Origin of the sequence: Variovorax sp. YR266, from assembly GCF_900107295.1 — a bacterium.
In the GTDB taxonomy this organism is placed as follows: Bacteria; Pseudomonadota; Gammaproteobacteria; order Burkholderiales; family Burkholderiaceae_C; genus Variovorax.
On sequence record NZ_FNPM01000007.1, the window covers coordinates 255,762 to 282,131 of the forward strand.

Below are 26,370 nucleotides of genomic sequence, written 5' to 3' on the forward strand. Positions count from 1 at the left end.
AAATTCCTTTGGTGGTGAAGTGGTGGAAGTGGCCAGAAGCCATGCCCGTCTGCGCGGGCCGCATTCATGATAGCGGAGCGATATGCGTGTCGGTGCCGGCGACGCACATCGAACAGGCACACGAGAATTTGTGCCGGACTTCGTGACGTGGAGGCTGCGCCGCGTCCTACAGGTCCGCTGCCAGCGCCGCGATACACCGTTCGCATGCTCGAAAAACTGCCCGAAGTCATCGGCCAGGCGCTGCAGGGTGTGCGCGCCGGCCTGGACAACATCGTCTTCAACACTCTCGGCATGCGGGAAGGGATGGCCTCCATTGCGCTCACCAGTGTGGCCTTTGCGGACCATGCGCCGCTGCCGAGGCGCTATACCGCTGATGGAGAAGGCGTATCGCCGCCGCTCCAGTGGACCGGCTTGCCGGCTGGCGCGGCGTCGTTGCTGCTTATCGTGGAAGACGCCGATTCACCCACGCCGAATCCGCTGGTGCATGCCATCGTGGTGAATCTTGCGGTGGACAGCGGGGCGCTGGCCGAGGCTGCCATTCCCAGTCAGGGTAATGAGGGCGCGGGATTGCACGTTGGGCGCAATTCGACGCTGCAGGCAGCTTGGCTGCCGCCCGATCCGCCTCCTGGGCACGGGATCCATCGATACGCGTTCCAGTTGTTTGCGCTTGGAAGCGTTCCGGAGCTTTCAGACACTCCCGGCCGCGACGAGATCGTCGATGCCTTGCACGAACACGCTATTGCCAGCGGACTGTTGATCGGCACGCACGAGAGATCTGATGGCTCGATCAAGATTCAGGAGGGTGTGACCCCGGGCGGGCCAATGGCGGCCGGGTGAAAATGTGGCTTTCAAGCCTCGCCATTGATTGCTGCCGTCAAAACCGCGATTTTTAACGCTACAATCGTAGGCTCTGCGGTGGCTGTAGCTCAGCTGGTAGAGTCCCAGATTGTGATTCTGGTCGTCGTGGGTTCGAGTCCCATCAGCCACCCCAAAAAATATCTCATATCTCCTTTGTGCTATTGCGCAATAGCACTCAAAGGATCACAGCGCCGGGCTTGCCCCGGCGTTGCCATTTCTGGCCGCCGCAACTTCTTCTTCTGCCTGCGCGCCGCAGACTCTTTTCCCCATCTCACTCGCATATAACGCGTCCAAAGTGGTGCGCTTTACGTTGCGAGTTGTTGCATTAATGCAATGCGCCGCCATTTTTTTCGCTCGGTAAGGTACTTGTGGCAAATGTAAACTGAATTAAAATCCACCCGTTTTCAATTTCAGGAGTCCAACAATGGCTTCGACCCTCGCCGATATCAATTCCCAGATCAAGAAGCATGACGAGCAGATTGCGCAATTGCGCAAGCAGGCTGAAGACCTGCGCAACCAGGAACGCGCAGGCGTGGTTGAAGAGTTGCGCAAGAAGATCGCCGAATACGGTTTGACGGCTTCCGATCTGAAACTTACCGGCCGTGTGGGCGCGGCCAAGCGCAGTGCGGGAGCCGCTCCGGCCAAGGCTGCCGCCAAATACCGCGGCCCGACGGGCGAAACCTGGTCTGGTGGCCGTGGCCGCAAGCCGCGTTGGGTGACTGAGGCATTGGCCGCAGGCAAGTCGCTTTCTGATTACGAGATCAAGTAAGTGCCCCTGTTTTCGCTGGGCAGGTGCCCAATAAAAAAGCCCGCATGCGCGGGCTTTTTTATTGGGCGTTGAGGGGTGACGCGCTCAGTTCACCATCACCAGTTTTCCTTTAACGCCGCGCGAACCCATGTGGGCGTATGCGGCCTTCAATTCCGCCATCGGCATCGTGCTGTCGATCACTGGCTTGATCTTTCCCTGACCGTACCAGTGCGCCAATTCCGCCATCATCTGTGCATTGGCCTTGGGTTCTCGCTTGGCGAAATCGCCCCAGAACACGCCGACCAGCGAAGCGCCTTTCAGCAGCGTCAGATTCAATGGCAGCGACGGAATCGGGCCGGACGCAAAACCGACGACCAAATAACGGCCGCGCCAGCCGATGGAGCGAAAGGCCGGCTCTGCAAAATCACCGCCCACCGGGTCGTAAATGACGTCCGGTCCTTTGCCATCGGTGGCGGCCTTGATGGCGTCGCGAAAACCGTTGGGCAGCGCATGCGTCGTGTAGTTGATCGTCGCGTCGGCGCCGATGGAACGGCAAAGCTCGCATTTCTCGTCGGTGGAGGCTGCTGCGATCACTTTGGCTCCTGCAGCCTTTGCGATCTGGATGGCCGCCGTGCCCACACCGCCGGCCGCACCGAGCACCAGCACGGTTTCGCCGGCCTTGAGTTGCGCGCGGTCCATCAGTGCATGCCACGATGTGGCATAGATCATGATGAAAGCCGCCGCATCGACGTGACCGAAACCTTCAGGCAGTGGCATGCACAGGGCCGCGGGCGCCAGCGTATGGGTGCCGAAGCCGCCCGTACCCGAAAGGCAGGCCACGTTCTGCCCGACCTTGAGGTGCGTGACACCATCGCCGACCGCCTGGACGACGCCCGCATATTCAGAGCCCGGCACGAAGGGGAGGGGCGGCTTCATCTGGTATTTGTTCTGCACGATCAGCAGATCGGGGAAATTCAGGCTCGCCGCCTTGATTTCGATCAGCACCTGACCCGGGCCCGGTGTCGGTGTCGGCAGTTCTTTCCAGGTCAGCGCGTCGACGCCGGTGGGGTTTTCGCAAAGCCATGCGTGCATGCTCGGGTCTCCTTCGGGTAGGTAATGTTCGGCCAATGAATGCGGGCGATGATAGGTGGCGCGGTGGGGTGGGCTTGTCCCTGCTGCGACGCACCCGACGCCTACAATCTGAGCGCATCCAGGACACCATGAAGATACTAATTTCCAACGACGATGGCTTTCAGGCGCCGGGCATCGTCGCGCTGTACGACGCGCTCAAGGACATCGCCGAGGTCGAGGTGGTTGCACCCGAACACAACAACAGTGCCAAGTCGAACGCGCTGACCCTGGCGGCACCGCTCTACGTGCGCGAGGCGCACAACGGCTTTCGCTATGTGACCGGCACTCCAGCCGACTGCGTGCACATCGCGCTCAAGGGCCTGCTCGACTATCGGCCCGACCTGGTGGTTTCCGGCATCAACAACGGTGCCAACATGGGCGACGACACCATCTATTCAGGTACGGTCGGTGCGGCGATGGAGGCCTATCTGTTCGGCATTCCGGCCATTGCGTTCTCGCAGATCGAAAAGGGCTGGGCACATGTGGATGCGGCCGCCCAGGTGGCGCGTCGACTGGTGCAGCAGATCGAACGCGAACGCATGCTCGACGGCGGTGCTTTCCTGCTCAACGTGAACGTGCCGAACCTGCCTTTCGACGAGTTGAAGCCCGTCAAGGTCTGCCGGCTCGGCCGTCGCCACGCGGCTGAGAAGGTGATCACGCAGGACAGTCCTCGCGGCGAGACCATGTATTGGATCGCCGGCGCGGGCGGCGCCAAGGACAGCGGCGAAGGCACCGACTTCCATGCCACTGCAGCCGGCCACATCGCGCTGACACCGCTGCAGATCGACCTGACCGACCACGCCAACCTCGGCCAATGGCGCGAGACGGTGGCCCGTCTCGGCAACTGACATGGCCACACAGCGGCCCAGTTTCCCCGTTCGCCTTACACCTACTGCTTCTGCCGCCACGCGTGGGCGCATGCCCGCCGTGCCGGCCAAGCCCTTGGTGCACTCCACGCCCTCGATGGCGTCTGATGCCGTGCGCGCGCGCATGGTGCAGAGGCTTGCAGCACAAGGAATTTCCGATCCGCGCGTTCTGCGCGCGATGGGGGCCGTGGAGCGGCATCGTTTCGTCGACAGTGCGCTGGTCAATCAGGCGTACGAGGACACGAGCCTGCCGATCGGGTTGGGACAGACCATTTCGAAGCCCAACGTGGTGGCCCGCATGATCGAGCTGCTGATGGGTGCACCCGCACTGGCAGGAAAGCCGCAGGACAAACTGGGCCGCGTGCTCGAGATCGGCACCGGTTGCGGTTACCAGGCGGCCGTGCTGAATCATGTGGCGACCGAGGTCTACAGCATCGAGCGCCTGCGTGGCCTGCACGAGCGAGCGCGCGCCAACCTGCGGCACTTCCGTTTGGCCACGGTGCACCTGATGCTGGGCGACGGGATGATCGGCTATGCCAAGGGCGCGCCCTATGCCGGCATCATTGCCGCGGCAGGCGGCGAGGCGGTGCCCGAGGCCTGGATTGCGCAGCTCGCGGTGGGCGGCCGCATCGTGGCGCCGACCCAATCAGCGAGCGGTGGTCAAGCCCTTGTCGTCATCGACAAGACCTCACGGGGACTGGAGCGGCTCATTCTTGAGGCGGTTCACTTTGTCCCCCTAAAATCAGGTATCGCTTGAAGGAATAACAAATGCAGGGTTTTGGCAATCGGAGTTGGTTCGCTGGCGTCACGTTGGCCTTTGTGCTCGTGATCGCGGGCTGTTCCACACCGCGTGGGCCGGCACCGGTCGAAGACCGCGGCACCATGACGCGCGCGCCAGGCGCAGCAGTGCCTGGCGGCCCGCCCATCACCACAGATGCCAACGGCAAGCCACTCGCCGGTATCGAAAACTATGGCAAGCCTGGCTACTACGCTGTGCGCCCGGGCGACACGATCCGCCGTATCGGCAATGAAACCGGCCAGCGCTGGCAGGACATCGTTCGCTGGAACAACATCGATAACCCAGACCTGATCGAAGTCGGCCAGGTGCTGCGCGTGATTCCGCCAGTTGGTTCGGGAACGGCTGTTGCGGCCGCGCCCGCGACGCCTCCGGCCACTTCTTCCGAGGGTGCGGTCACGAAGCCTGTGACGCCGCAGCCTGCGGTGGTGCCCACGACGCCTGCCAGCGGTGCGAGCAAGCCACCGGCCCCGGTTACGGCTTCCCCAGCCAGTCCTGGCAGCGGCAACTCGGGTGATGAAGACCTCGGCTGGATCTGGCCCGCCAGCGGTTCGCTGATCGCGGGTTTCGACGAAGCCAAGAACAAGGGCTACGACATCAGCGGCAAGGCGGGCGACCCCGTGCTGGCCGCCGCCGACGGTCGTGTGGTCTATGCGGGTGCAGGTCTGCGCGGCTATGGCAACCTGATCATCCTGAAGCACAACAACACCTACCTCACGGCGTATGCGCACAACCAGACGCTGCTCGTGAAGGAAGACCAGTCGGTTCAGAAGGGCCAGAAGATCGCCGAGATGGGCAACAGCGATGCTGATCGCGTGAAGTTGCATTTCGAGATTCGCCGCCAGGGCAAGCCCGTCGATCCTTCGCGCTACCTGCCCGGCCGGTGATGCCATGGCTGCCTCCCGCCCCCGCCGCACGCTGTTGCCTGTGCGCGGGTCGGCGGGCAGGGGCGGCAGCAGCCCATCTTCCAGCAAGGGTCAGCGTGAGCTCACCAGCGAGAGCGCTGGTCCCCAAGAAGAAGGCGTAGATCCGTCGTCGACAGACACCGCGCTGCCCAATGGCGTCGCGAGCGAACTGATTGGCGGTGAGGGCGCGGATGCGCTGACCATCTACCTGCGCCAGGTCCGGCGCACCGAGCTCTTCACGCCCGCGCAGGAATACCAGACTGCATGCGCCGCGCGGGCTGGCGACTTCGCCGCGCGCCAATCGATGATCGAGCACAACTTGCGGCTCGTGGTCAACATCGCCAAGAGCTACCTGGGCCGGGGCGTGCCGCTGTCCGATCTCATCGAAGAGGGCAATCTTGGCCTGATGCACGCCATCACCAAGTTCGAGCCCGAACGCGGCTTTCGCTTTTCCACGTATGCGACCTGGTGGATCCGCCAGTCTGTCGAGCGCGCCGTCATGACGCAGGCGCGTGCGATCCGGCTGCCGGTGCATGTGGTGCGCGAACTGCAGCAAGTTCTGAGGGCTCGCCGCACCCTCGAAGGCGACGCCGAATTCCTTGCGCACCGGCCCGACGGCGTGCGCGTGGAAGACATTGCTGCGCTGCTGGGCCGCGAGGTGCAGGCGGTGGCCGACCTGCTGGCCCTGTCCGAGGCCCCGCGCTCGCTGGATGCGGGCGATGCCCGGGGAGACGAGGGCTTCACGCTGGCCGATACCGTGGCTTCTGAAGACGAGCAGAGTAGTCCGACTGGCGTGGCGCACACGCACGAGGTGGAGCGCCTGCTCGACCAATGGGTGCACGCCCTCGATGCGCGCGAACGCGAGGTGCTGGAGGGGCGCTATGGCCTGCACGACCGCGAGCCCGAAACGCTGGAGGTGCTGAGCGTGCGCCTCGGCCTCACGCGCGAGCGTGTACGGCAGATCCAGAACGAGGCGCTGGCCAAGATGCGCCGCCAACTGGCCCGTTCGGGCGTGGGCCGCGACGCGCTGTTCTAGGGGGCCCGGCCACGCTGAGACAATCGGGGGATGACGGAATCCATCGAAGAAAAGAAAGTCCCCACGAATCCCGGCGAAGAATGGCTGCAGGTCGAGTCTCTCGACCTCGATGCGCAGGGCGTGGCGCACAAGGCCGACGGCATGGTCGTGTTCATCGAAGGCGCATTGCCTTTCGAGGAAGTGCAGTTCAATGTCCATCGCCGCAAGAACAACTGGGAGCAGGGCACGGTCACGACCATCCGCCGCGAATCGTCGCAGCGGGCGCGCCCGGGCTGCCCGCATTTCGGCCTGCACACGGGCGCCTGCGGCGGTTGCAAGATGCAGCACCTGGACGCGGCCGCCCAGGTGGCCGTGAAGCAGCGCGCACTGGAAGACAACCTGTGGCACCTCGGCAAGGTCAAACCCGAGAACCTGCTGCGGCCGCTCGAAGGGCCGGCCTGGCACTACCGCTACCGTGCGCGTCTTTCGGTGCGCCATGTGGTCAAGAAGGGCACGGTGCTGATCGGTTTTCACGAGCGCAAGAGCCGCTACCTGGCCGACATGCAGGTGTGCCCGGTGCTGCCGAAGCAGGTCAGCGAGATGCTGATGCCGCTGCGCGCGTTGATCGGTTCGATGGATGCGCGCGAGACATGCCCGCAGATCGAATTGGCCTGCGGTGACGCACCCGATTCCACGCGGCTCGGCACGATCGCTTTGGTGCTGCGTCACCTCGAGCCGCTCTCGCGTGCGGACATCGATCGGTTGAAGGCTTTTGCCGCGGGCAACGAAGGCGTCCAGTGGTGGCTGCAGGCCAAGGGGCCGGAAACCGTGAAGCTGCTGGAAGAGGGCGGCACGCCGCTGGCGTATCGGTTGCCGGAGTTCGGCGTCACGATGCCGTTCAAGCCCACCGATTTCACGCAGGTCAATCCGCACATCAATCGGGCGCTGGTGGGCAAGGCGCTGCGCCTGCTCGACGTGCAGTCGGACGAGCGCGTGATCGACTGGTTCTGCGGCCTCGGCAACTTCACCCTGCCGCTGGCGAGCAAGGCGCGCGAGGTGCTGGGCATCGAGGGCAGCGACACGCTGGTGGCGCGCGCGACCGACAACTTCAAGAGAAACCAGCCTGCAACCTCGGCCCGCCGTGCGTTGTCGCCTGCAACCTTCGTGGCGCGCAATTTGTTCGACATGACGCCGGCGATGCTGGTGGCAGATGGCAGCGCCGACAAGTGGCTGGTCGATCCGCCGCGCGAAGGCGCGTTCGCGTTGGCCAAGGCCATGGCCGACCTACACCAGCAGCCCGAGTTGCGCACTGATGGCTGGACGCCGCCCAAGCGCATCGTGTACGTGAGTTGCAATCCCTCAACGCTCGCGCGCGACGCCGGCTTGCTGGTGCACCAGGCGGGCTACCGCTGCACATTCGCGGGGGTGGTCAACATGTTTCCGCACACCGCGCACGTCGAGTCGATAGCGGTCTTCGAGCTGGAATGAAAAAGGGCCCCTCGGGGCCCTTTGTTCTGGTGAGCGCGATTCGCTCGCTTGTTCGTTCGTTCAGTCGCGCTCGCCGCCGAAGATGCCCAGCAGCGCCAGCAGACTCTGGAACACGTTGAATAGGTCGAGGTATAGCGCGAGCGTGGCGCTGATGTAGTTGGTTTCGCCGCCGTCCATGATCTGCTTCAGGTCATAGAGCATGTAGGCAGAGAAGATACCGATGGCAGCCACCGAGATGACCAGCATGCCCGTGGTCGAACCAACGAACACGTTGATGATGGCGCCGAACATCAGCACCAGCGCGCCGACGAACAGGAACTTGCCCATGCCCGACAGGTCGCGCTTGATGACCGTGGCCAGCGAGGCCATCACGAGGAACACGCCGGCGGTGCCGCCGAAGGCCGTCATGATGAGTTCCGAGCCATTCTTGAAGCCGAGCACCATCGCGATCAGGCGCGACAGCATCAGGCCCATGAAGAAGGTGAAGGCCAGCAGCACCGGCACGCCGGCGGCGGAGTTCTTGGTCTTCTCGATGGCGAACATGAAGCCGAAGGCGCCGCCAAGGAAGACGATGAGGCCCAGGCCACCGGTGAGCGAGCGGGTGATGCCGGTGCTCACGCCGACCCAGGCGCCCAGAACGGTGGGCAGCATGCTCAGTGCAAGCAGCCAGTAGGTGTTGCGCAGTACGCGCTGGCGTTCAGCCTGCGCCAGCGGCTGGCCGTAGCCTGTTGAAGTATCTAGGGTGGTAACGCGGTCGTTCATGGCCGGAGCTCCTGTGATTGCTGCAATGACGCAGTTGGGCGCATTCTAGGGGGCTGCAAGAGGGGGTGTCGCAAAGACCGTATGCGGGGTGTTCTCAAGCCCTGAAGACACCCCTGGCAGCATGGCCGTTATGCTGTCGGGTTTTCACGCAAACTGAGCTCATCATGAAGACCAAATTTTTCCTCGAACTCGCCGACGTCAAGGCCATTGCCGCAGCGGCTGAAGCCGAGGCCCTGAAGAACAACTGGGCGGTGACGATCGCGATCTCGGACGACGCCGGCAACCTGCTCTGGCTGCAGCGCTTGGACGGCGCCGCGGCGCTGTCTTCGCACATCGCTCCTGCCAAGGCGCACACGGCAGCCATGGGCCGGCGCGAAAGCAAGGTCTACGAAGACATCATCAACGGCGGCCGCACGGCGTTCCTGACGGCTCCCGAAGTGCAGGGCTTGCTCGAAGGCGGCGTGCCGATCGTCAAGGACGGCCAGGTGATCGGCGCTGTTGGCGTGAGCGGAGTGAAGTCGAATGAAGATGCCCAGATTGCCAAGGCGGGCATTGCGGCTCTCGGCCTCTGAGTTTTTCTTCCGCACAAAGCAAAACGCCGACTTCGAGGTCGGCGTTTTCTTTTGGGCTGCTTCAGCGTGAAAAAAAGCTTGGCTAGTCGGCGAACCGTTGGCTAGCAAAAAACGACCCTTCGGAGATGAATCTCCTTGAGTCGCCCCACGATGAAACTTGCGCGAAGGGCGGGCTGGACGACTTACTTGGTCAGGATCAGCTTGCCGAGTTTGGTGGCTTGAAGCCGGTAGAGAGAACCGTTGTGCATGATGCCCACAGTCTTGCTTCCTTTCAGAAGCTCCGTGCTTTCAACCATCGGCACTGGACGCGTTGCCTGGATGGACGCATGGCCGCCACCCGACTGGTCGAGCGAAGGATGGTTCAGGACAGAAAAGGCATTCGGTGTGGCTGGCATCTGGAGTTCCCTTATCGAAGCGATGAGTGAATGATAATGATTCGCAATAAAAAGTCAATCGTCGCGATCAATTTTTTTTGGCTTGCGATTTCAGATCACTTCGCTTCAGGCTCTGTGATGAAGCCGATCTTGCGCACACCGGCTTCACGGGCTTCCGACATCGCCTTGGCCACGCGCTCGTAACGCACGGCCTTGTCGCCGCGGATGTGCAGCTCGGGCTGCGGTTCCTTGGCGGCTTCGGCGGCGAGGCGGTTGGGCAACTCGCTGTCATCAATCTTCTGTTCGTTCCAGTAGTAGGAACCGTCAGCCGTGACGCTGAACAGGATGTTCTGCGGTTTGGGCTGCTCTGGCTCGCTGGAAGCGCGCGGCAGGTCGATGTTGACTGCGTGCTTCATCACCGGCACGGTGATGATGAAGATGATGAGGAGCACCAGCATGACGTCGACCAGCGGCGTCATGTTGATCTCGTTCATCACCTCATCGGGTTCGTCTTGCGTTCCGAAAGCCATGATGCTCAGCCCTTCTTGAGCGGAACCACGACGGCATCGCCGCTGCCGCTCTGGACGCGGGCGCCGGTCACGAAGTAGGCGTGCAGGTCGTGGGCGAAGGCGTTGAGCTTGGTCAGCACGAACTTGTTGCCGCGCACCAGTGCGTTGTAGCCCAGCACCGCGGGAATGGCCACGGCAAGGCCGAGCGCCGTCATGATCAACGCTTCACCGATCGGGCCAGCCACCTTGTCAATGGTCGCCTGGCCGGCCGAGCTGATGCTCATGAGCGCGTGATAAATACCCCAGACAGTGCCGAACAGGCCGATGAACGGCGCGGTGGAGCCGACCGAAGCCAGGATCGCGAGGCCGGTCTGCAGTCGGGCGGTGAAGGCGTCGATGCCATTGCGCAGTGCGCGCGTGATCCAGTCGCTCACGTCGAGCGCATCGTGCAGATGGGCCTTGGTGTTGCGGTGGTGAGCAGCCGCCTCGCGGCCTTCAAGGGCCAGCGCGCGGAAGGGGTTGCTGTCGTCCTTGCCCAGTTTGTTCAGCGCGGTGGCGAAGTCTTCGCTGTGCCAGAAGTCCTGCGAATGCTTGGCAAGGCGCTTGTAGCGGACGACATCGAGTGCCTTGACGATGATCACGATCCACGACGCGAGCGACATGCCGACCAGCAGCACCGCCACGGCCTTGGTGACGAAATCGCCCTGATTCCAGACGTTCATCAAGCCAAATTGGGAATCCATACGAAGTTGCTCCAGAGAAAAATTAGTTCAGGACGTAATTGACGGGGGCGTCATAGGACATGGCCTGCACCACGCCGTTGACCTTGCCGGGCACAAACCGGCATTTCATGATGTATTCCACGGCCGCCTCGTCGAGGCGATCGAAGCCGCTGGATTTCTTGACCTCGGCGCTCTTGGGCAGGCCGTCGACACCGACGAGCACTCGCACGATCACCTTGCCCTGTTCGCCGAGCCGTTTGCTCATGGCGGGGTAGGTGGCTTTCGGATTCTGAAGATAGTCGGCGTTGCTCGACGGCAGCTGCACGGCCGGTGGCGCCGGGGGCGCAGGTGGCAGCGCGGGCGGCGCCGGTGGAGCGGGAGGTGCCGGCGGCGTTGCCGGTGGGGGTGGTTCCGTGACGCCGACGGGCGCCATGGGCGCCGGCGTGGGCTTCGGCTCGCGAATGGCCTGGGGCCGCGGCGGAGGCGGCGCCTTGGTCACCTTGGGTTGGGGCGGTGGTGGGGGCGGCGGAGGCGGGTCCGCCTTCGGCTTCGGTGGCTCGACGAACTGGCTCAGTATCTCGACGGGAATCACCACTTCGGCGGCGCGGCGCAGTAATCCGCTTTGAAGCGCCCAGAGCGCGGCCGCGTGAAACAGGATGACACCGCCGGCAATGACGACATTGCGCGAAAGGCCAAGGACGGATGGGGGGGGAGCAAAGCGGTCAGACACGATCAACCATTCGAATGCGGGCACCGCGAAAGGTGCCCCGATTGCAGCAAAACCGCTACGAAGACGCCACGCGCGCTACTTGCGAAAGATCCACCAGACCGAACCTGCGACCAGAATCAGGCTGCCGCCGAGTGCCGAGACGAGTTCCATGCCTTGCTTTCCTTGATGGAGTTGGCAAGCTGGATCGCTCTCGGACCCGAATCGCAATTCAGCGCGGCGACCGGATGCGAAGCGCTGCACTGCGCGACGATATCGCGCGCACAACCTTCACATTGACCACACTGGGTGGCCACGCCAAGTTCGAATTGCACTTCGTCAAAAGTCATGCCGGCCCGCACATGGCGTGCGATTTCTCGGTCGGAGACTCGGCGGCAGACGCAAACGATCATGGCTGTGAAAGCGGCAGTTGGCTGGCTGTTGGATGTGGTTGATTATAAATAAGAATCCATCGCATTTGCAATAACTATGTGTTACTGATTCATGCAACATCTTGTGCCTCCGGAATCAGACTTCCGACCAGAGCCGCAGCAGGTTGTGATAGTGCCCGGTCAGCGCCACCGTTTCCTCGCATTCGCCGAGGTGCACGCGCAGTTTCTGGATGTTCTGGTCGAGCTCGAACAGCATGCTGCGCTGCTGGTCGTTTCGCACCATGCTCTGCAGCCAGAAAAATGAGCAGATCCGCGCTCCCCGGGTCACAGGGTGAACGCGATGCAGGCTGCTGGCCGGGTAGAGGATGAGGTCGCCGGCCGGCAGCTTCACTTCATGTGAGCCGTAGGTGTCGATCACCTCCAGTTCGCCGCCCTCGTAGTCTTCGGGGTCGCACAGGAAGAGGGTGCACGACAGGTCAGTGCGCAGTTGCTGGCCACTGCCGGGCAGAGCACGGACCGCACCGTCGACATGAACGCCGTAATGCTCGCCCCCCTCGTAGCGATTGAACAGCGGCGGCACGAAGCGCGACGGAAGCGCTGCCGAGAAAAAAAGCGAGTGCCGGGCCAGCGCGGCCAGCACGATGTTGCCCAGCTCCCGGCCGACGGCCGACTGTTCCGGCAACTGGCGATTGCGCTTGACCTGCGCGCCTTGTGCGCCGACCGTCTCGCGCCCGTCGGTCCATTGCGTGGCATCGAGTGCGGTGCGCATTTCACGCACCTGGTCAGGGCTCAGCACTTCGGGCACATGCAGCATCATTTTCAGGAACTCCGCAATGAGAAAAGCCCCGGCGCGGGCCGGGGCTCGAGTTTCGCACCGCACCGGGCAAGCCCGGCGCGCGCAAGGACCGTCAGAACGCGAAGTTCGCGGTGATCTTGGCCGAGCGCGGCGTGCCCGGTGTGTAGCGGTAGCCGCTCTTGTTGATGGCCGCCACGTAGTCCTTGTCGAACAGGTTGTACAGGTTCAGCTGGATGTCGATGTTCTTGTTGATGCGATAGGAGGCCATCGCATCGAACACCCAGTACGAATCGACGTACGCCGGCGTTCCCACCGCACCGTCGGTGCCGCGCTGCAGCTTGCCGTTGTAGCGGGCGCCGCCGCCGACAGTCAGGCCGAACGGGAACTGGTAGGTGGTCCAGAGCGTGAAGGCCTTCTTCGGCGTGTAGGCGAGGGCGGTCGAGCCATCGGCCAGCACCGAGGGGCCGCTCGCCACACGGGTGTTCATGGTGGTGAAGCCCGAGCTCACGCCCCAGTTGTCGGTCAGCGCGCCTGATACGCCCAGCTCGACGCCCTGCACGCGCTTCTTGCCGGTCTGGAAGTACTGCTGCGAGACCGCGTCCTGCACGACTTCGTTGCTCACGTCGGTGCGGTACAGCGCCGCCGTCAGGGCCACGCGCTTGTTCATCACGTCCCACTTGGTGCCGACCTCGTAGGTCTTGGCCTTTTGCGGCAGGAAGTCGGTGCGCCCGGCGCTGTTGCCGGTACCGCTGGCGGCCAGCTGGAAGTTGGCGCCGCCCGGCGGCTGTGCGGCGGTGCCGTAGGCCGCGTAGACGCTGCTGTTCTCGGTGGGCTTGTAGACCAGGCCGATCTTGCCGGAGAGCAGGTTGTCCGACAGCTTCAGGTTGGTCGGCGTGATCGTCGAGGTCTGCGGGCCGTTGCCGGTGCGTGCCAGCGTCAGCGCGGTGGCGTTGTACGTGGTCGAGTAGTGGTCATAGCGCAGGCCGGCGGTCAGCTGCCATTGCTCGTTGAACTTGAGCGTGTCGAAGGCGTAGAGGCCGATGGTGTCGGTGCTGCCGTCCGAGCCGGTGCCGTTGGCAATGCGGTTGTAGCCGCTCACGTACGGGTTCGGGTTGTACAGGTTGGCGGCTGGCCACGAACCGGCCGCGGCCAGCGTGGTGCCCACGCTGGCAAAGCCTGGTGCGTAGAAGTTGTTGGCGGTCTGCTTCTCGCGGATGAATTCGAGGCCGCCGTTGAACGAGTGGCTGATGCTGCCCGTGTTGAACTTGGCCGACACGCTCGTCTGGTTGGTGAAGATCGTGTTTTCCTGGTCCTTGTTGGTGGGCAGGTTGCGCGTGACGGTCCAGCTGGCGGGAATCGTGGGGATCACCGTGTTGAGGAAGCCCGCGTTCGCGGCCGGCAGTTGGCCGACACCGGTTGCCGACGCCGTGAGGCCGCCGCCCATGAACGACGTCAGCATGTAGTCCTGCGAGGTCTTGCCGTAGCGCGTGGTGTTGCGGATGGTGATGTCGGGCGTCAGGTCGTGCTCGATGCGCGCGGTGAACATGTCCGCGGTCACGTTGTCGAAGTCCGAGCTGGTGCCGTAGAAGTTGCTCGAATCCACGCGCGCGGCGGCGTTCAGGTAGGTGCGGCGCGCCAGGCCGCGCGTGATCGCGGTGGCGTCAGGCGTGCTGTAGCCCGGCAGGCCGATGGTGGGCACACCGCCATCGGGAATGTTGTTCTGCTTGACGTGCAGGTAGTCGAGGAAGATACGCGTCGGGCTGTTCAGGCCGAGGGCCAGCGACGGGGCGATCGCCGTGCGCTTGTTCTTGACGAAATCGCGGCCGGCCACGCCGCCGTCTTCGGTTACTGCATTCAGGCGGAACGCCGCGCCGATGCCGTTGGCGCTGCTGAGCGACTTGTTCCAGTCGACGCTGCCGCGCTTGAAGTCGGCGCTGCCGAAGCTCAGCGAACCAAGGAAGCTGTCTTCGAGCTTCGGCTTCTTGGTGACGAGGTTGATGTAGCCGGTGGGCGAGGTGCGGCCCACGTCGGTGCCCGACGGGCCCTTCACGACCTCGATCTGTTCGATGTTGAACACGTCGCGCGACACCGAGCCCAGGTCGCGGATGCCGTCGACGAAGATCGCGCTCGAGCTGTCGAAGCCGCGCATGAAGACGGCGTCGCCCGTGTTGGTGTTGCCGTTTTCCCCGAGGAAGAAGGTGCCCACGCCGGGCGTGTTGCGCAGCGCCTCGGTCAGCGTGGTCGCGCCTTGGTCGCGAATGATCTGTTCCTTGATGACCTGGATGGTCTGGGGCGTGTTCACCAGAGGAGCCGTGAACTTGGGGTTCGACGAGTTGTCGGTCTTGTAGTCGGCGGCGGTGGAGTCCTGCACGCGGACTTCAGGCAGCGCGCCACCCGATTGGGCGAGAGCGGCTGGGGCCGCAATGGCCATCAGCGTGGCGGCGGCAGCGCCTGAGAGGTGTGGAACGGCGCGCGAAACGGTGTGTTTGCGGCTCTTGATGTAGGCCATGAAGTTCTTCTCCGAAAAGGGCGGCAGCAGGACTCGACTGGCGATGTCCTGGCGGCCTGCGTTTTCTGGAGAAGCGAGGGCGGACTGGCTGGGTGAGTCGACTTACAAAGCGTTTGTAAATCGCTGCGAATGATATTGCTTCTCAATACGAAGAAACGCAGATGGAGTACTTTCTAATCCAAAAGTTTTGCTTTCTGTTGCTATCGCGCAACTGAAGCAGGCGTGCGGGCCTCAATAGACGTCGCGGCGATAGCGCCCGCTGGCTGTCAGCTCATTCACCAGCGCCTCACCCGCAACCTGCCGCAACGCGGCGTCCACGCCCGACGCCATGCCTTGCAAGCTTCCGCAGACATAGACGGCCGCGCCGTCGTGCAGCCACCGCAGCAAGGCGTCGGCCGACTGCAGCAGCCGGTGCTGGACATAGAAGCGCTCCGCCTGATCGCGCGAGAACACCATGTCGAGCCGCTGCAGCACGCCGTTGGCCTGCCAGGTTTCGATTTCTTCGCGGTAAAGAAAGTCGTGGGCCGCTTGGCGTTCGCCGAACACCAGCCAGTTGTCGTGCCTGCCCGCGGCGGCACGGGCCCGCAGATGGGCGCGCAGACCGGCCAGGCCGGTGCCATTGCCGATGAGGATCAGCGGCCGCGTTTCGTTGCCGTCCAGGCGGAACCCTCGATGAGGCCGCAGCCGCAAGGCCACCGTGTCGCCGATGCTGAGGGTGGACGTGAGCAGCCCTGATGCAGCACCAAGCGTCCCGTCGGGATGCTGCTCCTGCCGGACGAGCAAGTGCAGTTCGCCGTCGGCGTGCACGGATGAGATCGAATAGTCGCGCGGGCGCGCCGGATCGCTCGCCACCGCCACCTGCGCCAGGTCGCCCGAAACCCAATGCGGCATCGCACCGGCCTGCGGCACAAGTCCGAGGTGGAAGACAGGTGCGCCCGCACTGCCTTGATTGAGCCGCTCGCGTGCAATGAGCCGCCACTGCGTGAAGCTGGCAGTCGTCGCGCTGTCGTCGGCCGCTGGCATATCGCCCCATTGCGCCTGCCATGCGGCCAGTGCCGCAGGGTCGCTGTTGTCGACCTCGATGCGATCGAACTCGCGCTTGGCGCCCGTCGCAAGCAGCCACTCGTCGAGCGCGCGGCCGAAGCCGCAGAAGTTGGCGTACTGGCGGTCGCCCAGCGCCAGAACGGCATAGCGCAGCGAAGGCAGCTTGGGTGGCGAATTCATCATCACGCGTTCGGCGAACACGCTGGCGCCATCAGGTGCGTCGCCTTCGCCGTAGGTGCTTGCGATGAAGAGTGCACGCCGCGCGGCGGCAAGCGTCGGGGCATCGAGCGTGTTCAGCTCCATCAAGCGAGCCGGCATGCCTGCGGCGCTCAGCTGCCGCGCGGTCTGCCAGGCGATGGCTTCGGCCTGTCCGGTCTGGCTGGCGAACAGCACGAGAACGGGGGGCTCGTCGCCGCTCCCTGAGAGCGCCACGGCGTCGCGTGCGGCAGCGGCTTGACGCCTGCGCTCGCGCATGTAGATCGACGCACAAAGCGCCGCATACGCCACCACGGTGGAACCCGCGCCCAGCGCGCGCAAGGTGAGGTCGTTCATGCCCCGGCCGGTGCGGGCCACGCGCGCGTGGCCTTTGCCGCAGGCGATGCGTCGCCGTGGCTCACGAACAGTGCGGCAACGTCGTGCTGCTGCGCAAAGTCGAATCCTTCGTCCGGGCCCAGCACCGTCAGCACGGTGGCCAGCGCGTCGGCCTGCATGCATTCCGCGTGCAGCACGGTGACGCTGGCCAGCGCATGAGCGATAGGCTCGCCCGTGCGCGGATCGATGGTGTGCGACCAGTGGCGCTCTTCGTGCGAGCGCCGATGCCAGCGGTCGCCCGATGTGGCGATGGCCATGTCGGCGAGCGCAACGCGCCGCGCCTTGGTCGGGTCGCCGTCGACGAGCACTTGCCAGGGCTGCCCACCGGGACGTTGCCCGGTGCCTCGCAACTCCCCGCCGACTTCAAAGAGAAGGTCGACAAGGCCAAGTGCGCGCAGCGCCTCGACGCCGTGGTCGACCGCGAAGCCCTTGGCAATGCCCGAAAGGTCGAGCGCGACGCCGCCCGGTTGCAGCAGCGAGCCATCGATCGAATCGAAGGCCAGCCGCGACCAGCCGACGCGCGCACGCGCATCGGCCAGGGCCTTTGCAGCAGGTAGGCCGCCTTCACGCGCTTCGGGGCCGAAGCCCCAGCAAGCGACGAGCGGACCGACTGTCGGATCGATCGCACCACCGCTGGCTGCTGCCCATCGCGCAGCACAGCGCATCACCTCGGCGAACTCCGCGGGCAGCACGTGCAGCGACCCGGCCGGCGCCCGGTTGAACCGGCTGATGTCCGAGTCCGGCTCCCAGTGGCTCATCTGCGCGATCACGCGGCCAAGCGCCGACTCGATGGCCGCGCGCACCTGCGCCAGCGGCAGCATCCGCGGATTGTCGAAGCGCAGCGACCAGGTGGTACCCATGGTCTGTCCGCCCAACTGCTGCAGGGTCGCGGGATCGGCGGGACGCGGTACGGCTGAGTTGGCGTAGCCGCCAGCGCGCCAGGTGCTGAACGAAATGCCCAAGGTGGCTTGCTGCGTCAGGGCATCACTTCAAGGGTGGCCGCGTAGTTCAGGCGGCGTTCCTTGGCTTGCGGCACCGTGGTCTTGTTGTCCTTGGTGCTGGCGTCGAGCCAGTACATGCCGGCGGCCGGCCAGGTCACGCTGAACTGGCCCTTGTCGTCGGTCTTGAGCTTGATTTCCTCGAGCTTGTCGCGGTACTGGGTGTTGCCTGCCGTCACTGTCACTTCGAGTCCCTTGGCGGGCTGGCCGTCGAGGTTCAGCGTGAAGGTGGCCTTCTCGCCCTTGACCAGGTCGGTCGGGCTGCCGGTGGCGATCAGCTCCAGCCCCTGGCCGGTCGGCTTGAGCACCGAAGGCTTGCCGACCGTCACGAAGGTCTCGATGCGGCCGGACGACTGGGTGACCGTCACGTCCTGCGCATCGGCCGGGATTTCCTTGCCGATGGTCTCGGCCGTGCCGCGCGCACGCTTGGTCTGGCCCGTGGCCTTGTCCTTCCAGCTCGCGAAGGCGCCGGCATTGATCACGGCGATGCGGTAGGTGCCCGATTGCGCCAGGCTCACGTCGAACACGTTGCGCAGCTTGAGCTTGGCCTCGGTCTCGGGCTTGATGGTGCTGCCGTCGGGCGCGGTGATCTGCAGGCCGTCGAGCCGCAGCGGTGCGTGGTTGGCAACGAACAAGTCGTTCGACACCGCGGCATCGACGCTCACGGTGTCGGCTTTGGAGAACACGGTGGAAGAGGGCAGCAGCCAGGCGTTGTGCGCCTGGGCGAGCGAAGCGACGGCTGACAGGGCAATGGCGATGGAGGCAGCGCGCAGGTTGAAATGGGTCATGGCAGTTCCTTGATGTGACGGGCTGGCGGTGAAAGGGGCTGTGCGGCGCAAGTCAGGGCTTGAGTTCGAGCTTGATCTCGCCGAGCTCTTCCTTGCCAGTGGCAGTTGGCTGCGCGGCTGCCGTCGGCGGCCACTGGAAGGGAATGCTCACGACCTCGCGGCCACCGACTTCGCGCGCGGCTTCCACCACGAGCTTGTAGGCGCCCGGTGCGAGCTTGGGCATGGGCGCCGTGCCTTCAGTGAAGCTCAGCTGATGCTTGCCGGCGGGCTTGGTGGCGCCCGTCACGCCATCGACCGGCACCGCGAGTTCGCGGCCGCCGCGGCGCCACCACTGGCGCATGTCCTTCAACCATTTCGTGCCTTCGCCCTCGGGGTTGTTGGTCTTGATGCGCACGTCGTACCAGACGGCCAGCGTGCCGGCGACGGTGTTGTCGGCGCGCTCGATCCAGGTCGCCACGTAGGGGCGGTGGTACTCGGAGACATTCAGCCGGGGTATCTCGATGTTGACGGCCAGTCCCGACGCGAAGGCCGGGGCTGCGAACAGCGCCGACATGGCCAGCGGCGCGAGTGAATAGCGAACGTGCACGGGAAACCTCTTTTCCTGGATCGACGATTGATGAATGAATCAGTGAATGAACATCAGCGCGAGCAGCACCGGTACGACGAGCCCCATGCCTACCATCGGCCAGGTGAACGGCCGGTTGCCTGCATGCATCTTGAGAATGAACAGGCCGGTGATCGAGAAGACCAGTGCGGCGCCCGCGAAGATGTCGATGAACCAGCTCCACGCGGCGCCGGTGTTGCGGCCCTTGTGGAGGTCGTTGAAGTAGGAGAGCCAGCCGCGGTCGGTGCGCTCGTATTCGATTTCGCCGTCGGCCAGGCTCAGGCGCAGCCAGGCATCGCCGCCGGGGCGGGGGAGCGACAGATAGATTTCGTCGTCCGACCACTCGGCCTCGCGGCCGGCGGTGCCGACGTCCCAGTGCGTCTGCACCCAGGTCTGGAGTTCGGTGGGCAAGGGCGCTTTCCCCTTGCTGGCCTTGGCGGCGGGCAACTGCTTTTCGAGTTGCGCGCGAAGGGCTTCGTCGATCGAACCGCTCAATTTCGTGACGGCCGGCTTGGCCTCGATCTGCCCCGCGTGGTTGAGCGTGAAGCCCGTGACGCTGAACAGGATCATGCCGATGAGGCAGATGGCCGAACTCACCCAATGCCATTCGTGCAGGGTCTTGAGCCAGTAGGCACGGCGGCGGTTGTCGGGGCGGGTGGCAGTCATCGAAGGCGCGGATTTTATCCGTGCAAATGAGAATGACTGTTATTCGTGCAGAGTTAAGTTACGTAAAGCAATAAAAAACGGGACCGAAGTCCCGTTGATTGGCTGGTGCGAGAACTTCGCCTTACTCGAGTTCGCCCATCTGCGATTGCAGGTAGTTCTGCACCCCGACCTTGTCGATCAGGTCGATCTGGGTTTCGAGAAAGTCGATGTGCTCCTCGGTGTCGTCCAGGATCTCTTGCAACAGATCGCGCGAGACATAGTCGCGCACCGATTCGCAATGCGCGATGCCGTCCTTGATGGTGGCCTGCGCGCCGGTTTCTGCGCCGAGGTCACAGCGCAGCAGTTCGGGCACGTCTTCGCCGATGTTCAGCTTGCCCAGGTCCTGCAGGTTCGGCAGGCCGTCGAGCATGAAGATGCGGTCCATCAGCTTGTCGGCGTGCTTCATTTCGCCGATCGATTCCTCGTATTCCTTCTTCGCCAGCTTGTCCAGACCCCAGTGCTTGAGCATGCGGTAGTGGAGGAAGTATTGGTTGATTGCAGTGAGCTCGTTCTTGAGCTGCGCCTGCAGATGTTCGATGACCTTGGGGTCGCCCTTCATGGTTTTTTCCTTGTTCTGAAAGCAGCGATTGTCAGAGGGGCGCAGTGGCACTTGCAAGCAATCCCATGCTGCGCCGGTCTGCATGCGTGTGATGGTGATACACGTTCGTATTGATGTATCGCCAAACGCGTTTCGCGGTCATCGTAAACATAGCAAGTCCCAATACTTTTAATAGATACTGACTATCAAATGTATTGAATTGGTAGTTATACTCATGGCTCGCACTTATCTTTGTCCAACAGCAGCATCTAAGGAATTTCAATGTCCCTGATCAACACCCAAGTCCAGCCCTTCAAGACCCAGGCCTACCTCAACGGCAAGTTCATCGATGTGTCCGACGAGACGCTCAAGGGCAAGTGGTCCGTGCTGATCTTCATGCCGGCGGCGTTCACCTTCAACTGCCCGACCGAAGTCGAAGACGCGGCCGACAACTACCCCGAGTTCCAGAAGCTGGGTGCCGAGGTCTACATCGTGACCACCGACACGCACTTCTCGCACAAGGTCTGGCACGACACCTCGCCGGCCGTCGGCAAGGCCAAGTTCCCCCTGGTGGGCGACCCGACCCACACGCTGACCAACGCTTTTGGCGTGCACATCCCCGAAGAAGGCCTGGCACTGCGCGGCACCTTCGTGATCAACCCTGAAGGCATCATCAAGACCGCCGAAGTGCACTCCAACGAAATCGCCCGCGACGTCAAGGAAACCCTGCGCAAGCTCAAGGCCGCGGTCTACACCGCCGCTCACCCGAACGAAGTCTGCCCGGCCAAGTGGAATGAAGGCGACAAGACGATCGCACCGTCGTTCGACCTCGTCGGCAAGATCTAAGCGTCTCCCGCGCGAAAGCCCGGGCGCTCACGAGGCCCCGGGCTTTTTTGTCCCCAGTTGATAGTTTTCAGTTATCGAAGGAGAGTCCCTCATGCTCGACGCAAGCACCAAAGCCCAATTGAAGAGTTACCTCGAGCGCGCCACGCAGCCGATCGAGATCGTCGCCTCGCTCGACGACAGCAAGGCCTCGGGCGAAATGCTGTCGCTGCTGAAGGACGTTGCCGAGTCGTCCCCGCTGGTCAAGCTGACCGAAAGCCGCGACGACAACCATCGCAAGCCCTCGTTCTCGGTCAACCGCCCGAGCGAAAACCACGGCCCGCGCTTTGCCGGCCTGCCGATGGGTCATGAGTTCACGTCGCTGATCCTTGCGTTGCTGCAGATCGGCGGCTATCCCCCCAAGGTCGAGCAGGCAGTGCTCGACCAGATCAAGGCGCTCGACGGCGACTTCGAGTTCGAGATCTACGTCTCGCTCACCTGCCATAACTGCCCCGACGTGGTCCAGGCGCTGAACCTGATGGCGGTGCAGAACCCGCGCATCCGCACCACGATGATCGAAGGCGGCACCTTCCAGGAAGAAGTGAAGGAACGCCAGATCATGGCTGTGCCCACCGTGTTCCTGAACGGCACCGAGTTCGGCCAGGGCCGCATGAGCCTGGAAGAAATCCTCGCCAAGATCGACACCAGCGGCGTCGAGCGCGAAGCGAAGAAGATCGCCGCCAAAGACCCGTTCGACGTGCTGATCGTCGGCGGCGGCCCTGCCGGCGCGGCAGCTGCGGTGTACGCAGCGCGCAAGGGCATCCGCACCGGCGTTGCCTCCGAGCGTTTCGGCGGCCAGGTGCTCGACACCATGGGCATCGAGAACTTCATCTCGATCAAGGAAACCGAAGGGCCGAAGTTCGCCCACGCGCTCGAAGAGCATGTGCGCGACTACGAGGTCGACATCATGAATCTGCAGCGCGCAAAAGCGCTGGTGCCCGGCAGCGACCTCATCGAGGTGAAGCTGGAAAGCGGCGCGTCGCTCAAGAGCAAGTCGGTCATCATTTCGACCGGCGCACGCTGGCGCAACATCAACGTGCCCGGCGAGCACGAGTTCAAGAACAAGGGCGTGGCCTACTGCCCGCACTGCGACGGTCCGCTGTTCAAGGGCAAGCGCGTCGCGGTGATCGGTGGCGGCAACTCGGGCGTCGAAGCGGCGATCGACCTGGCCGGCATCGTGGGCCACGTCACGCTGATCGAGTTCGACACGCAATTGCGCGCCGACGCCGTGCTGCAGCGCAAGCTCAGGAGCCTGAAGAACGTCGACGTGTTCACCAACGCACAGACCACCGAGATCACCGGCGACCAGAAGGTCAACGGCCTGGTCTACAAGGACCGTGCGACGGGCGAGCTGAAGAAGGTCGAGCTCGAAGGCGTGTTCATCCAGATCGGCCTCGTGCCCAACACCGACTGGCTCAAGGGCACGGTCGAGCTGTCGAAGCACGGCGAAATCATCGTCGACGCGCGCGGCCAGACCTCTGTGCCCGGTGTGTTCGCAGCGGGCGATGCCACCACGGTGCCGTTCAAGCAGATCATCATCGCGGCAGGCGACGGCGCGAAGGCGGCGCTCGGTGCGTTCGACCATCTGATCCGCACATCGGCCCCTGCGTGATCAGGTCTTCGGGTCTCTAGACGATAGCGACCTCAATAGACCAGCCGCTCGGGCCGCAGCTCCTGCAGGATCGTGGTCGCGATCTCTTCGATCGACTTGGTGGTCGTCGACAGCCAGCGGATGCCGGCGCGCCGCATCATCGCCTCGGCCTCGCTCACCTCGTGGCGGCAGTTCTCGAGGCTGGCGTAGCGCGAATTCGGCCGGCGCTCGTTGCGGATCTCGCTGAGCCGCTCGGGCTGGATGGTCAGGCCGAAGATCTTCTTGCGATGCGGAATCAAGGCCGGCGGCAGCTGCCGGCGGTCGAAATCTTCTGGAATCAGCGGGTAGTTGGCCGCCTTCAGGCCATGCTGCATCGCCAGGTAGAGCGAGGTCGGCGTCTTGCCGCTGCGGCTGACGCCCACCAGGATCACGTCGGCGCCCTCGAGGTCGCGGTTGCTCTGGCCGTCGTCGTGCTGCAGGCTGAAGTCGATCGCGGCGATGCGGTCGTTGTATTCCTTGCTCTTGCTGACGTCGCTGAAGCGGCCGATCCGGTGGTTCGACTTCACGGCCAGCTCGATTTCGAGCGGCCGCACGAAGGTGCCGAACATGTCCAGCAGCATGCCCTTGCAGCCGGTTTCGATCACTTCCAGCACGTCCATGTTGGCCAGCGTGGTGAAGACGATGGGGCGCACGCCCTCGAGTTCGGCCGTGTGGTTGATCTGTCGCACCGCCTGGTGGGCCTTGTCGACCGTGTCGGTAAAAGGTAGTCGGACATGGCGCGGTTTCATCTCGAACTGGGCCAGAACGGCGTTACCGAAGGTTTCGGCGGTGATGCCGGTGCCGTCGGAAATGAAGAAAACAGTGCGTGAATGCGTGGTCATGCGGCCTTGTCCTGCGGCGCGGGCAACCTTGCCACGCCTACAATCCGGGCCATTATCGGGAATCCGCTTCCCAGCCCCAATTCTTTCCATGCACACCGCGCCCGCACCCAAAGCAACGACAACGATCGTGCCGCGCCGTCTGCATGCGGCATCGGTTTCAACTTCTGGAGCTTCCCCATGTCTGCACTTTTCGACGCGACCGCCCTGGTCGTACCGTTTGAAAACCTGAGAATGACCGACGTCGAGGCGGTTGGCGGCAAGAACGCCAGCCTCGGCGAAATGATCTCGCAGCTGCCGCAGGGCGTGCGGGTGCCCACCGGTTTCGCGACCACGGCGCACGCATTCCGCCAGTTCCTGGCCCACGACGGCCTGGCCGACAAGATCAGCAAGCGGCTCGCAGCGCTGGACACCGAGGATGTGCGCGCGCTGGCCACCGCCGGCGCCGAGATCCGCGCCATGGTCGAGGCCCAGCCGTTCCCGGCCGACCTGCAGAAAGCCATTGGCGAGGCCTTCGCCACGCTGAGTGCCGGCAACCCGGCCGCCTCGTTCGCCGTGCGCTCGTCGGCCACCGCCGAAGATCTGCCCGACGCCTCCTTCGCGGGCCAGCAGGAAACCTTCCTGAACGTGGTCGGCATCGATGACGTGCTGCACAAGATGAAGGAGGTGTTCGCCTCCCTCTACAACGACCGCGCCATCAGCTACCGCGTGCACAAGGGCTTCGAGCACGACGTGGTCGCGTTGTCGGCCGGCGTGCAGCGCATGGTGCGCTCCGACCTCGGCGCCGCCGGCGTGATGTTCACCATCGACACCGAGTCCGGCTTCGAAGACGTGGTGTTCATCACCTCCAGCTACGGCCTGGGCGAAACGGTGGTGCAGGGCGCCGTGAACCCTGACGAGTTCTACGTGCACAAGCCGACGCTGCGCGCCGGCAAGAAGGCCGTCATCCGCCGCAACCTCGGCTCCAAGCTGATCCAGATGGAGTTCGCCACACCCGAAGAGAAAAAGGCGAGCGGCAAGCTGGTGAAGACCACCGACGTCAAGGCCGAGCAGCGCAACCGCTACTCGCTGAGCGACGCCGATGTCGAGCAGCTCGCCAGGTACGCCCTGGTCATCGAGGAGCACTATGGCCGCCCGATGGACATCGAGTGGGGCAAGGACGGCACCGACGGCCACCTCTATATCCTGCAGGCACGTCCCGAGACGGTGAAGAGCCAGCAGCAGGGCAAGGCCGAGCAGCGCTACAAGCTGCTGGGCAAAGGTGCCGTGCTGGCCGAGGGCCGTGCCATCGGCCAGAAGATCGGCACCGGCCCCGTGCGGCTGGTGCACAACATCAGCGAGATGGACAAGGTCCAGGCCGGCGACGTGCTCGTCACCGACATGACGGACCCCAACTGGGAACCGGTGATGAAGCGCGCCGCCGCCATCGTCACCAACCGCGGCGGGCGCACCTGCCACGCGGCCATCATCGCGCGCGAACTGGGCATTCCGGCCGTGGTCGGCTGCGGCGACGCCACCGACCTGCTGAAGGACGGCACGCTGGTCACGGTGAGCTGCGCCGAGGGCGACACCGGCTTCATCTACGACGGCCTGCTCGAAACCGAAGTGACCGAAGTGCAGCGCGGTGTGATGCCCGAGATCGACATCCAGCTGATGATGAACGTGGGCAACCCCCAGCTCGCCTTCGATTTCGCGCAGCTGCCGAACCATGGCGTGGGCCTCGCGCGGCTCGAGTTCATCATCAACAACAACATCGGCGTGCACCCGAAGGCGATCCTCGACTACCCGAACGTCGACAACGACCTGAAGAAGGCTGTCGAGTCGGTGGCACGCGGCCACGCCTCGCCGCGCGCCTTCTACGTCGACAAGGTTGCCGAAGGCATCGCGACCATCGCGGCGGCCTTCTGGCCCAAGAAGGTCATCGTGCGCCTCTCGGACTTCAAGTCGAACGAGTACCGCAAGCTGATCGGCGGCAGCCGCTACGAGCCGGAAGAAGAAAACCCGATGCTGGGCTTCCGTGGCGCCGCACGCTACCTGAGCGCCGATTTCGGCGAGGCCTTCGCCATGGAGTGCGAAGCGCTGAAGCGCGTGCGCAACGACATGGGCCTGACCAACGTGCAGATCATGGTGCCCTTCGTGCGCACCCTGGGCCAGGCCGAGCGCGTGACCACGCTGCTGGGCGAGCATGGCCTGAAGCGCGGTGAGAACGACCTCAAGCTGATCATGATGTGCGAGGTGCCGAGCAACGCCATCCTGCCCGAGGAGTTCCTGAAGTTCTTCGACGGCTTCTCGATCGGCTCGAACGACCTGACCCAGCTCACGCTGGGCCTGGACCGCGACTCGGGCCTCGAGCTGTTGGCAGCCGACTTCGACGAGCGCGACCCGGCCATCAAGGCGCTGCTGAGCCGCGTCATCAAGGCGTGCAAGGCCGAGGGCAAGTATGTTGGCATCTGCGGCCAGGGCCCCAGCGACCACCCGGACTTCGCGCTGTGGCTGGCGGAGGAGGGGATCGAATCGATTTCCCTGAACCCCGACAGCGTGATCGACACTTGGCAGCAACTCGCCAAGCGCTGAAGCCCGGACTGCGGAAATCCCCATGGGG

27 protein-coding genes and 1 tRNA gene are annotated in these 26,370 nt (G+C 63.9%); 12 read left to right on the forward strand and 16 right to left on the reverse strand.

Annotated features, from left to right (window positions below; genetic code table 11):
• Positions 1-204: 204 nt before the first annotated feature.
• The 3 genes from BLW48_RS19770 (at position 205) to BLW48_RS19780 (ending at position 1,627) form a co-directional block, all read left to right on the forward strand.
• The gene (locus BLW48_RS19770; RefSeq protein ID WP_093177057.1) at positions 205-837 is read left to right on the forward strand and encodes a YbhB/YbcL family Raf kinase inhibitor-like protein; all 633 of its coding nucleotides are present in this window, start codon (positions 205-207) and stop codon (positions 835-837) included.
• A 78-nt stretch (positions 838-915) separates the two neighbouring features.
• Positions 916-991: transfer RNA gene (locus BLW48_RS19775), tRNA-His, on the forward strand.
• Positions 992-1,282: 291 nt separating this feature from the next.
• On the forward strand, positions 1,283-1,627 hold the full coding sequence (locus BLW48_RS19780) for an H-NS histone family protein (RefSeq protein ID WP_093051178.1): 345 nt from the start codon (positions 1,283-1,285) through the stop codon (positions 1,625-1,627).
• 84 nt (positions 1,628-1,711) lie between these two features.
• Here BLW48_RS19780 and BLW48_RS19785 read toward each other — a convergent pair whose 3' ends face one another.
• On the reverse strand, positions 1,712-2,698 hold the full coding sequence (locus BLW48_RS19785; RefSeq protein ID WP_093051175.1) for an NADPH:quinone oxidoreductase family protein: 987 nt from the start codon (positions 2,696-2,698) through the stop codon (positions 1,712-1,714).
• Between the two features lie 128 nt (positions 2,699-2,826).
• On the opposite strand from BLW48_RS19785, the gene surE reads away from it, so the two are divergent.
• From surE to rlmD, 5 genes are read left to right on the forward strand one after another with little or no spacing between them, the layout of a single operon-like run.
• A complete protein-coding gene (gene surE, locus BLW48_RS19790) occupies positions 2,827-3,585 on the forward strand; it encodes a 5'/3'-nucleotidase SurE (RefSeq protein WP_093177058.1) in 759 nt (252 codons plus the stop codon).
• A gap of 1 nt (position 3,586) precedes the next feature.
• Entirely contained in the window at positions 3,587-4,360 is a 774-nt protein-coding gene (locus tag BLW48_RS19795; protein ID WP_093177060.1) for a protein-L-isoaspartate(D-aspartate) O-methyltransferase, read from the forward strand.
• 11 nt (positions 4,361-4,371) lie between these two features.
• Positions 4,372-5,286: a peptidoglycan DD-metalloendopeptidase family protein gene (locus BLW48_RS19800; RefSeq protein WP_093051166.1), complete on the forward strand. Its 915-nt coding sequence runs from the start codon at positions 4,372-4,374 to the stop codon at positions 5,284-5,286.
• Between the two features lie 4 nt (positions 5,287-5,290).
• Positions 5,291-6,340 carry a sigma-70 family RNA polymerase sigma factor gene (locus BLW48_RS19805; protein WP_093177061.1) on the forward strand — a complete coding sequence of 350 codons (1,050 nt, stop codon included), beginning with the start codon at positions 5,291-5,293 and terminating at the stop codon, positions 6,338-6,340.
• A 30-nt stretch (positions 6,341-6,370) separates the two neighbouring features.
• Positions 6,371-7,807 (forward strand): 23S rRNA (uracil(1939)-C(5))-methyltransferase RlmD, encoded by a 1,437-nt coding sequence (gene rlmD / locus BLW48_RS19810; RefSeq protein ID WP_093177063.1) that lies wholly within the window; start codon positions 6,371-6,373, stop codon positions 7,805-7,807.
• A gap of 60 nt (positions 7,808-7,867) precedes the next feature.
• On the opposite strand, the gene BLW48_RS19815 is transcribed toward rlmD, so the two are convergent.
• Positions 7,868-8,569: a Bax inhibitor-1/YccA family protein gene (locus tag BLW48_RS19815; protein WP_093077694.1), complete on the reverse strand. Its 702-nt coding sequence runs from the start codon at positions 8,567-8,569 to the stop codon at positions 7,868-7,870.
• A 164-nt stretch (positions 8,570-8,733) separates the two neighbouring features.
• Between BLW48_RS19815 and BLW48_RS19820 the strand changes: the two genes are divergently transcribed.
• Positions 8,734-9,141: a GlcG/HbpS family heme-binding protein gene (locus BLW48_RS19820; RefSeq protein WP_093177064.1), complete on the forward strand. Its 408-nt coding sequence runs from the start codon at positions 8,734-8,736 to the stop codon at positions 9,139-9,141.
• 182 nt (positions 9,142-9,323) lie between these two features.
• Here BLW48_RS19820 and hemP read toward each other — a convergent pair whose 3' ends face one another.
• The 13 genes from hemP to bfr form a co-directional block, all read right to left on the reverse strand.
• Entirely contained in the window at positions 9,324-9,536 is a 213-nt protein-coding gene (gene hemP, locus BLW48_RS19825) for a hemin uptake protein HemP (protein ID WP_093051151.1), read from the reverse strand.
• A 95-nt stretch (positions 9,537-9,631) separates the two neighbouring features.
• Positions 9,632-10,045 (reverse strand): ExbD/TolR family protein, encoded by a 414-nt coding sequence (locus BLW48_RS19830; protein WP_007830740.1) that lies wholly within the window; start codon positions 10,043-10,045, stop codon positions 9,632-9,634.
• Positions 10,046-10,050: 5 nt separating this feature from the next.
• On the reverse strand, positions 10,051-10,767 hold the full coding sequence (locus BLW48_RS19835) for a MotA/TolQ/ExbB proton channel family protein (RefSeq protein WP_093051148.1): 717 nt from the start codon (positions 10,765-10,767) through the stop codon (positions 10,051-10,053).
• A 22-nt stretch (positions 10,768-10,789) separates the two neighbouring features.
• Positions 10,790-11,500, reverse strand: a complete 711-nt coding sequence (locus BLW48_RS19840; RefSeq protein WP_093177066.1) for an energy transducer TonB — start codon at positions 11,498-11,500, stop codon at positions 10,790-10,792.
• A gap of 92 nt (positions 11,501-11,592) precedes the next feature.
• Positions 11,593-11,865 carry a (2Fe-2S)-binding protein gene (locus BLW48_RS19845; RefSeq protein WP_093051142.1) on the reverse strand — a complete coding sequence of 91 codons (273 nt, stop codon included), beginning with the start codon at positions 11,863-11,865 and terminating at the stop codon, positions 11,593-11,595.
• A 115-nt stretch (positions 11,866-11,980) separates the two neighbouring features.
• Complete coding sequence (locus BLW48_RS19850; RefSeq protein ID WP_093177067.1) at positions 11,981-12,661, reverse strand: Fe2+-dependent dioxygenase; 681 nt, start codon at positions 12,659-12,661, stop codon at positions 11,981-11,983.
• A gap of 91 nt (positions 12,662-12,752) precedes the next feature.
• The gene (locus tag BLW48_RS19855) at positions 12,753-15,149 is read right to left on the reverse strand and encodes a catecholate siderophore receptor Fiu (RefSeq protein WP_093177069.1); all 2,397 of its coding nucleotides are present in this window, start codon (positions 15,147-15,149) and stop codon (positions 12,753-12,755) included.
• A 231-nt stretch (positions 15,150-15,380) separates the two neighbouring features.
• Complete coding sequence (locus tag BLW48_RS19860; RefSeq protein ID WP_093177209.1) at positions 15,381-16,745, reverse strand: sulfite reductase subunit alpha; 1,365 nt, start codon at positions 16,743-16,745, stop codon at positions 15,381-15,383.
• Positions 16,742-17,746, reverse strand: coding sequence for an FAD:protein FMN transferase (locus tag BLW48_RS19865; RefSeq protein ID WP_093177070.1), 1,005 nt, complete (start codon positions 17,744-17,746; stop codon positions 16,742-16,744). The genes BLW48_RS19860 and BLW48_RS19865 overlap by 4 nt, the downstream gene beginning before the upstream one ends.
• A gap of 14 nt (positions 17,747-17,760) precedes the next feature.
• The gene (locus BLW48_RS19870) at positions 17,761-18,570 is read right to left on the reverse strand and encodes a DUF4198 domain-containing protein (protein WP_093177072.1); all 810 of its coding nucleotides are present in this window, start codon (positions 18,568-18,570) and stop codon (positions 17,761-17,763) included.
• Positions 18,571-18,622: 52 nt separating this feature from the next.
• Entirely contained in the window at positions 18,623-19,123 is a 501-nt protein-coding gene (locus tag BLW48_RS19875; RefSeq protein WP_371127560.1) for a DUF2271 domain-containing protein, read from the reverse strand.
• 72 nt (positions 19,124-19,195) lie between these two features.
• Positions 19,196-19,840 (reverse strand): PepSY-associated TM helix domain-containing protein, encoded by a 645-nt coding sequence (locus BLW48_RS19880; protein WP_093051127.1) that lies wholly within the window; start codon positions 19,838-19,840, stop codon positions 19,196-19,198.
• A 121-nt stretch (positions 19,841-19,961) separates the two neighbouring features.
• The gene (bfr, locus tag BLW48_RS19885; protein ID WP_007830763.1) at positions 19,962-20,438 is read right to left on the reverse strand and encodes a bacterioferritin; all 477 of its coding nucleotides are present in this window, start codon (positions 20,436-20,438) and stop codon (positions 19,962-19,964) included.
• A 261-nt stretch (positions 20,439-20,699) separates the two neighbouring features.
• On the opposite strand from bfr, the gene ahpC reads away from it, so the two are divergent.
• Both ahpC and ahpF read left to right on the forward strand, forming a co-directional pair.
• On the forward strand, positions 20,700-21,263 hold the full coding sequence (ahpC, locus tag BLW48_RS19890; protein ID WP_007830764.1) for an alkyl hydroperoxide reductase subunit C: 564 nt from the start codon (positions 20,700-20,702) through the stop codon (positions 21,261-21,263).
• Positions 21,264-21,354: 91 nt separating this feature from the next.
• Positions 21,355-22,911 carry an alkyl hydroperoxide reductase subunit F gene (gene ahpF / locus BLW48_RS19895; RefSeq protein WP_093051121.1) on the forward strand — a complete coding sequence of 519 codons (1,557 nt, stop codon included), beginning with the start codon at positions 21,355-21,357 and terminating at the stop codon, positions 22,909-22,911.
• 32 nt (positions 22,912-22,943) lie between these two features.
• Here the strand turns inward: ahpF and BLW48_RS19900 are convergent, their stop codons facing one another.
• Entirely contained in the window at positions 22,944-23,771 is an 828-nt protein-coding gene (locus BLW48_RS19900; RefSeq protein ID WP_093051109.1) for a posphoenolpyruvate synthetase regulatory kinase/phosphorylase PpsR, read from the reverse strand.
• Positions 23,772-23,948: 177 nt separating this feature from the next.
• Here BLW48_RS19900 and ppsA point away from each other — a divergent pair, with 177 nt between their 5' ends.
• Positions 23,949-26,342: a phosphoenolpyruvate synthase gene (gene ppsA, locus BLW48_RS19905; RefSeq protein ID WP_093177075.1), complete on the forward strand. Its 2,394-nt coding sequence runs from the start codon at positions 23,949-23,951 to the stop codon at positions 26,340-26,342.
• Positions 26,343-26,370: the final 28 nt, after the last annotated feature.

Excerpts from the sequence above, each read along its gene's own strand:
- BLW48_RS19770 (WP_093177057.1), top strand. The coding sequence starts at position 205 with ATGCTCGAAAAACTGCCCGAAGTCATCGGCCAGGCGCTGCAGGGTGTG.
- BLW48_RS19780 (WP_093051178.1), top strand. The coding sequence starts at position 1,283 with ATGGCTTCGACCCTCGCCGATATCAATTCCCAGATCAAGAAGCATGAC.
- BLW48_RS19785 (WP_093051175.1), bottom strand. The coding sequence starts at position 2,698 with ATGCACGCATGGCTTTGCGAAAACCCCACCGGCGTCGACGCGCTGACC.
- surE (WP_093177058.1), top strand. The coding sequence starts at position 2,827 with ATGAAGATACTAATTTCCAACGACGATGGCTTTCAGGCGCCGGGCATC.
- BLW48_RS19795 (WP_093177060.1), top strand. The coding sequence starts at position 3,587 with ATGGCCACACAGCGGCCCAGTTTCCCCGTTCGCCTTACACCTACTGCT.
- BLW48_RS19800 (WP_093051166.1), top strand. The coding sequence starts at position 4,372 with ATGCAGGGTTTTGGCAATCGGAGTTGGTTCGCTGGCGTCACGTTGGCC.
- BLW48_RS19805 (WP_093177061.1), top strand. The coding sequence starts at position 5,291 with ATGGCTGCCTCCCGCCCCCGCCGCACGCTGTTGCCTGTGCGCGGGTCG.
- rlmD (WP_093177063.1), top strand. The coding sequence starts at position 6,371 with ATGACGGAATCCATCGAAGAAAAGAAAGTCCCCACGAATCCCGGCGAA.
- BLW48_RS19815 (WP_093077694.1), bottom strand. The coding sequence starts at position 8,569 with ATGAACGACCGCGTTACCACCCTAGATACTTCAACAGGCTACGGCCAG.
- BLW48_RS19820 (WP_093177064.1), top strand. The coding sequence starts at position 8,734 with ATGAAGACCAAATTTTTCCTCGAACTCGCCGACGTCAAGGCCATTGCC.
- hemP (WP_093051151.1), bottom strand. The coding sequence starts at position 9,536 with ATGCCAGCCACACCGAATGCCTTTTCTGTCCTGAACCATCCTTCGCTC.
- BLW48_RS19830 (WP_007830740.1), bottom strand. The coding sequence starts at position 10,045 with ATGGCTTTCGGAACGCAAGACGAACCCGATGAGGTGATGAACGAGATC.
- BLW48_RS19835 (WP_093051148.1), bottom strand. The coding sequence starts at position 10,767 with ATGGATTCCCAATTTGGCTTGATGAACGTCTGGAATCAGGGCGATTTC.
- BLW48_RS19845 (WP_093051142.1), bottom strand. The coding sequence starts at position 11,865 with ATGATCGTTTGCGTCTGCCGCCGAGTCTCCGACCGAGAAATCGCACGC.
- BLW48_RS19850 (WP_093177067.1), bottom strand. The coding sequence starts at position 12,661 with ATGATGCTGCATGTGCCCGAAGTGCTGAGCCCTGACCAGGTGCGTGAA.
- BLW48_RS19855 (WP_093177069.1), bottom strand. The coding sequence starts at position 15,149 with ATGGCCTACATCAAGAGCCGCAAACACACCGTTTCGCGCGCCGTTCCA.
- BLW48_RS19860 (WP_093177209.1), bottom strand. The coding sequence starts at position 16,745 with ATGAACGACCTCACCTTGCGCGCGCTGGGCGCGGGTTCCACCGTGGTG.
- BLW48_RS19870 (WP_093177072.1), bottom strand. The coding sequence starts at position 18,570 with ATGACCCATTTCAACCTGCGCGCTGCCTCCATCGCCATTGCCCTGTCA.
- BLW48_RS19875 (WP_371127560.1), bottom strand. The coding sequence starts at position 19,123 with ATGTCGGCGCTGTTCGCAGCCCCGGCCTTCGCGTCGGGACTGGCCGTC.
- BLW48_RS19880 (WP_093051127.1), bottom strand. The coding sequence starts at position 19,840 with ATGACTGCCACCCGCCCCGACAACCGCCGCCGTGCCTACTGGCTCAAG.
- bfr (WP_007830763.1), bottom strand. The coding sequence starts at position 20,438 with ATGAAGGGCGACCCCAAGGTCATCGAACATCTGCAGGCGCAGCTCAAG.
- ahpC (WP_007830764.1), top strand. The coding sequence starts at position 20,700 with ATGTCCCTGATCAACACCCAAGTCCAGCCCTTCAAGACCCAGGCCTAC.
- ahpF (WP_093051121.1), top strand. The coding sequence starts at position 21,355 with ATGCTCGACGCAAGCACCAAAGCCCAATTGAAGAGTTACCTCGAGCGC.
- BLW48_RS19900 (WP_093051109.1), bottom strand. The coding sequence starts at position 23,771 with ATGACCACGCATTCACGCACTGTTTTCTTCATTTCCGACGGCACCGGC.
- ppsA (WP_093177075.1), top strand. The coding sequence starts at position 23,949 with ATGTCTGCACTTTTCGACGCGACCGCCCTGGTCGTACCGTTTGAAAAC.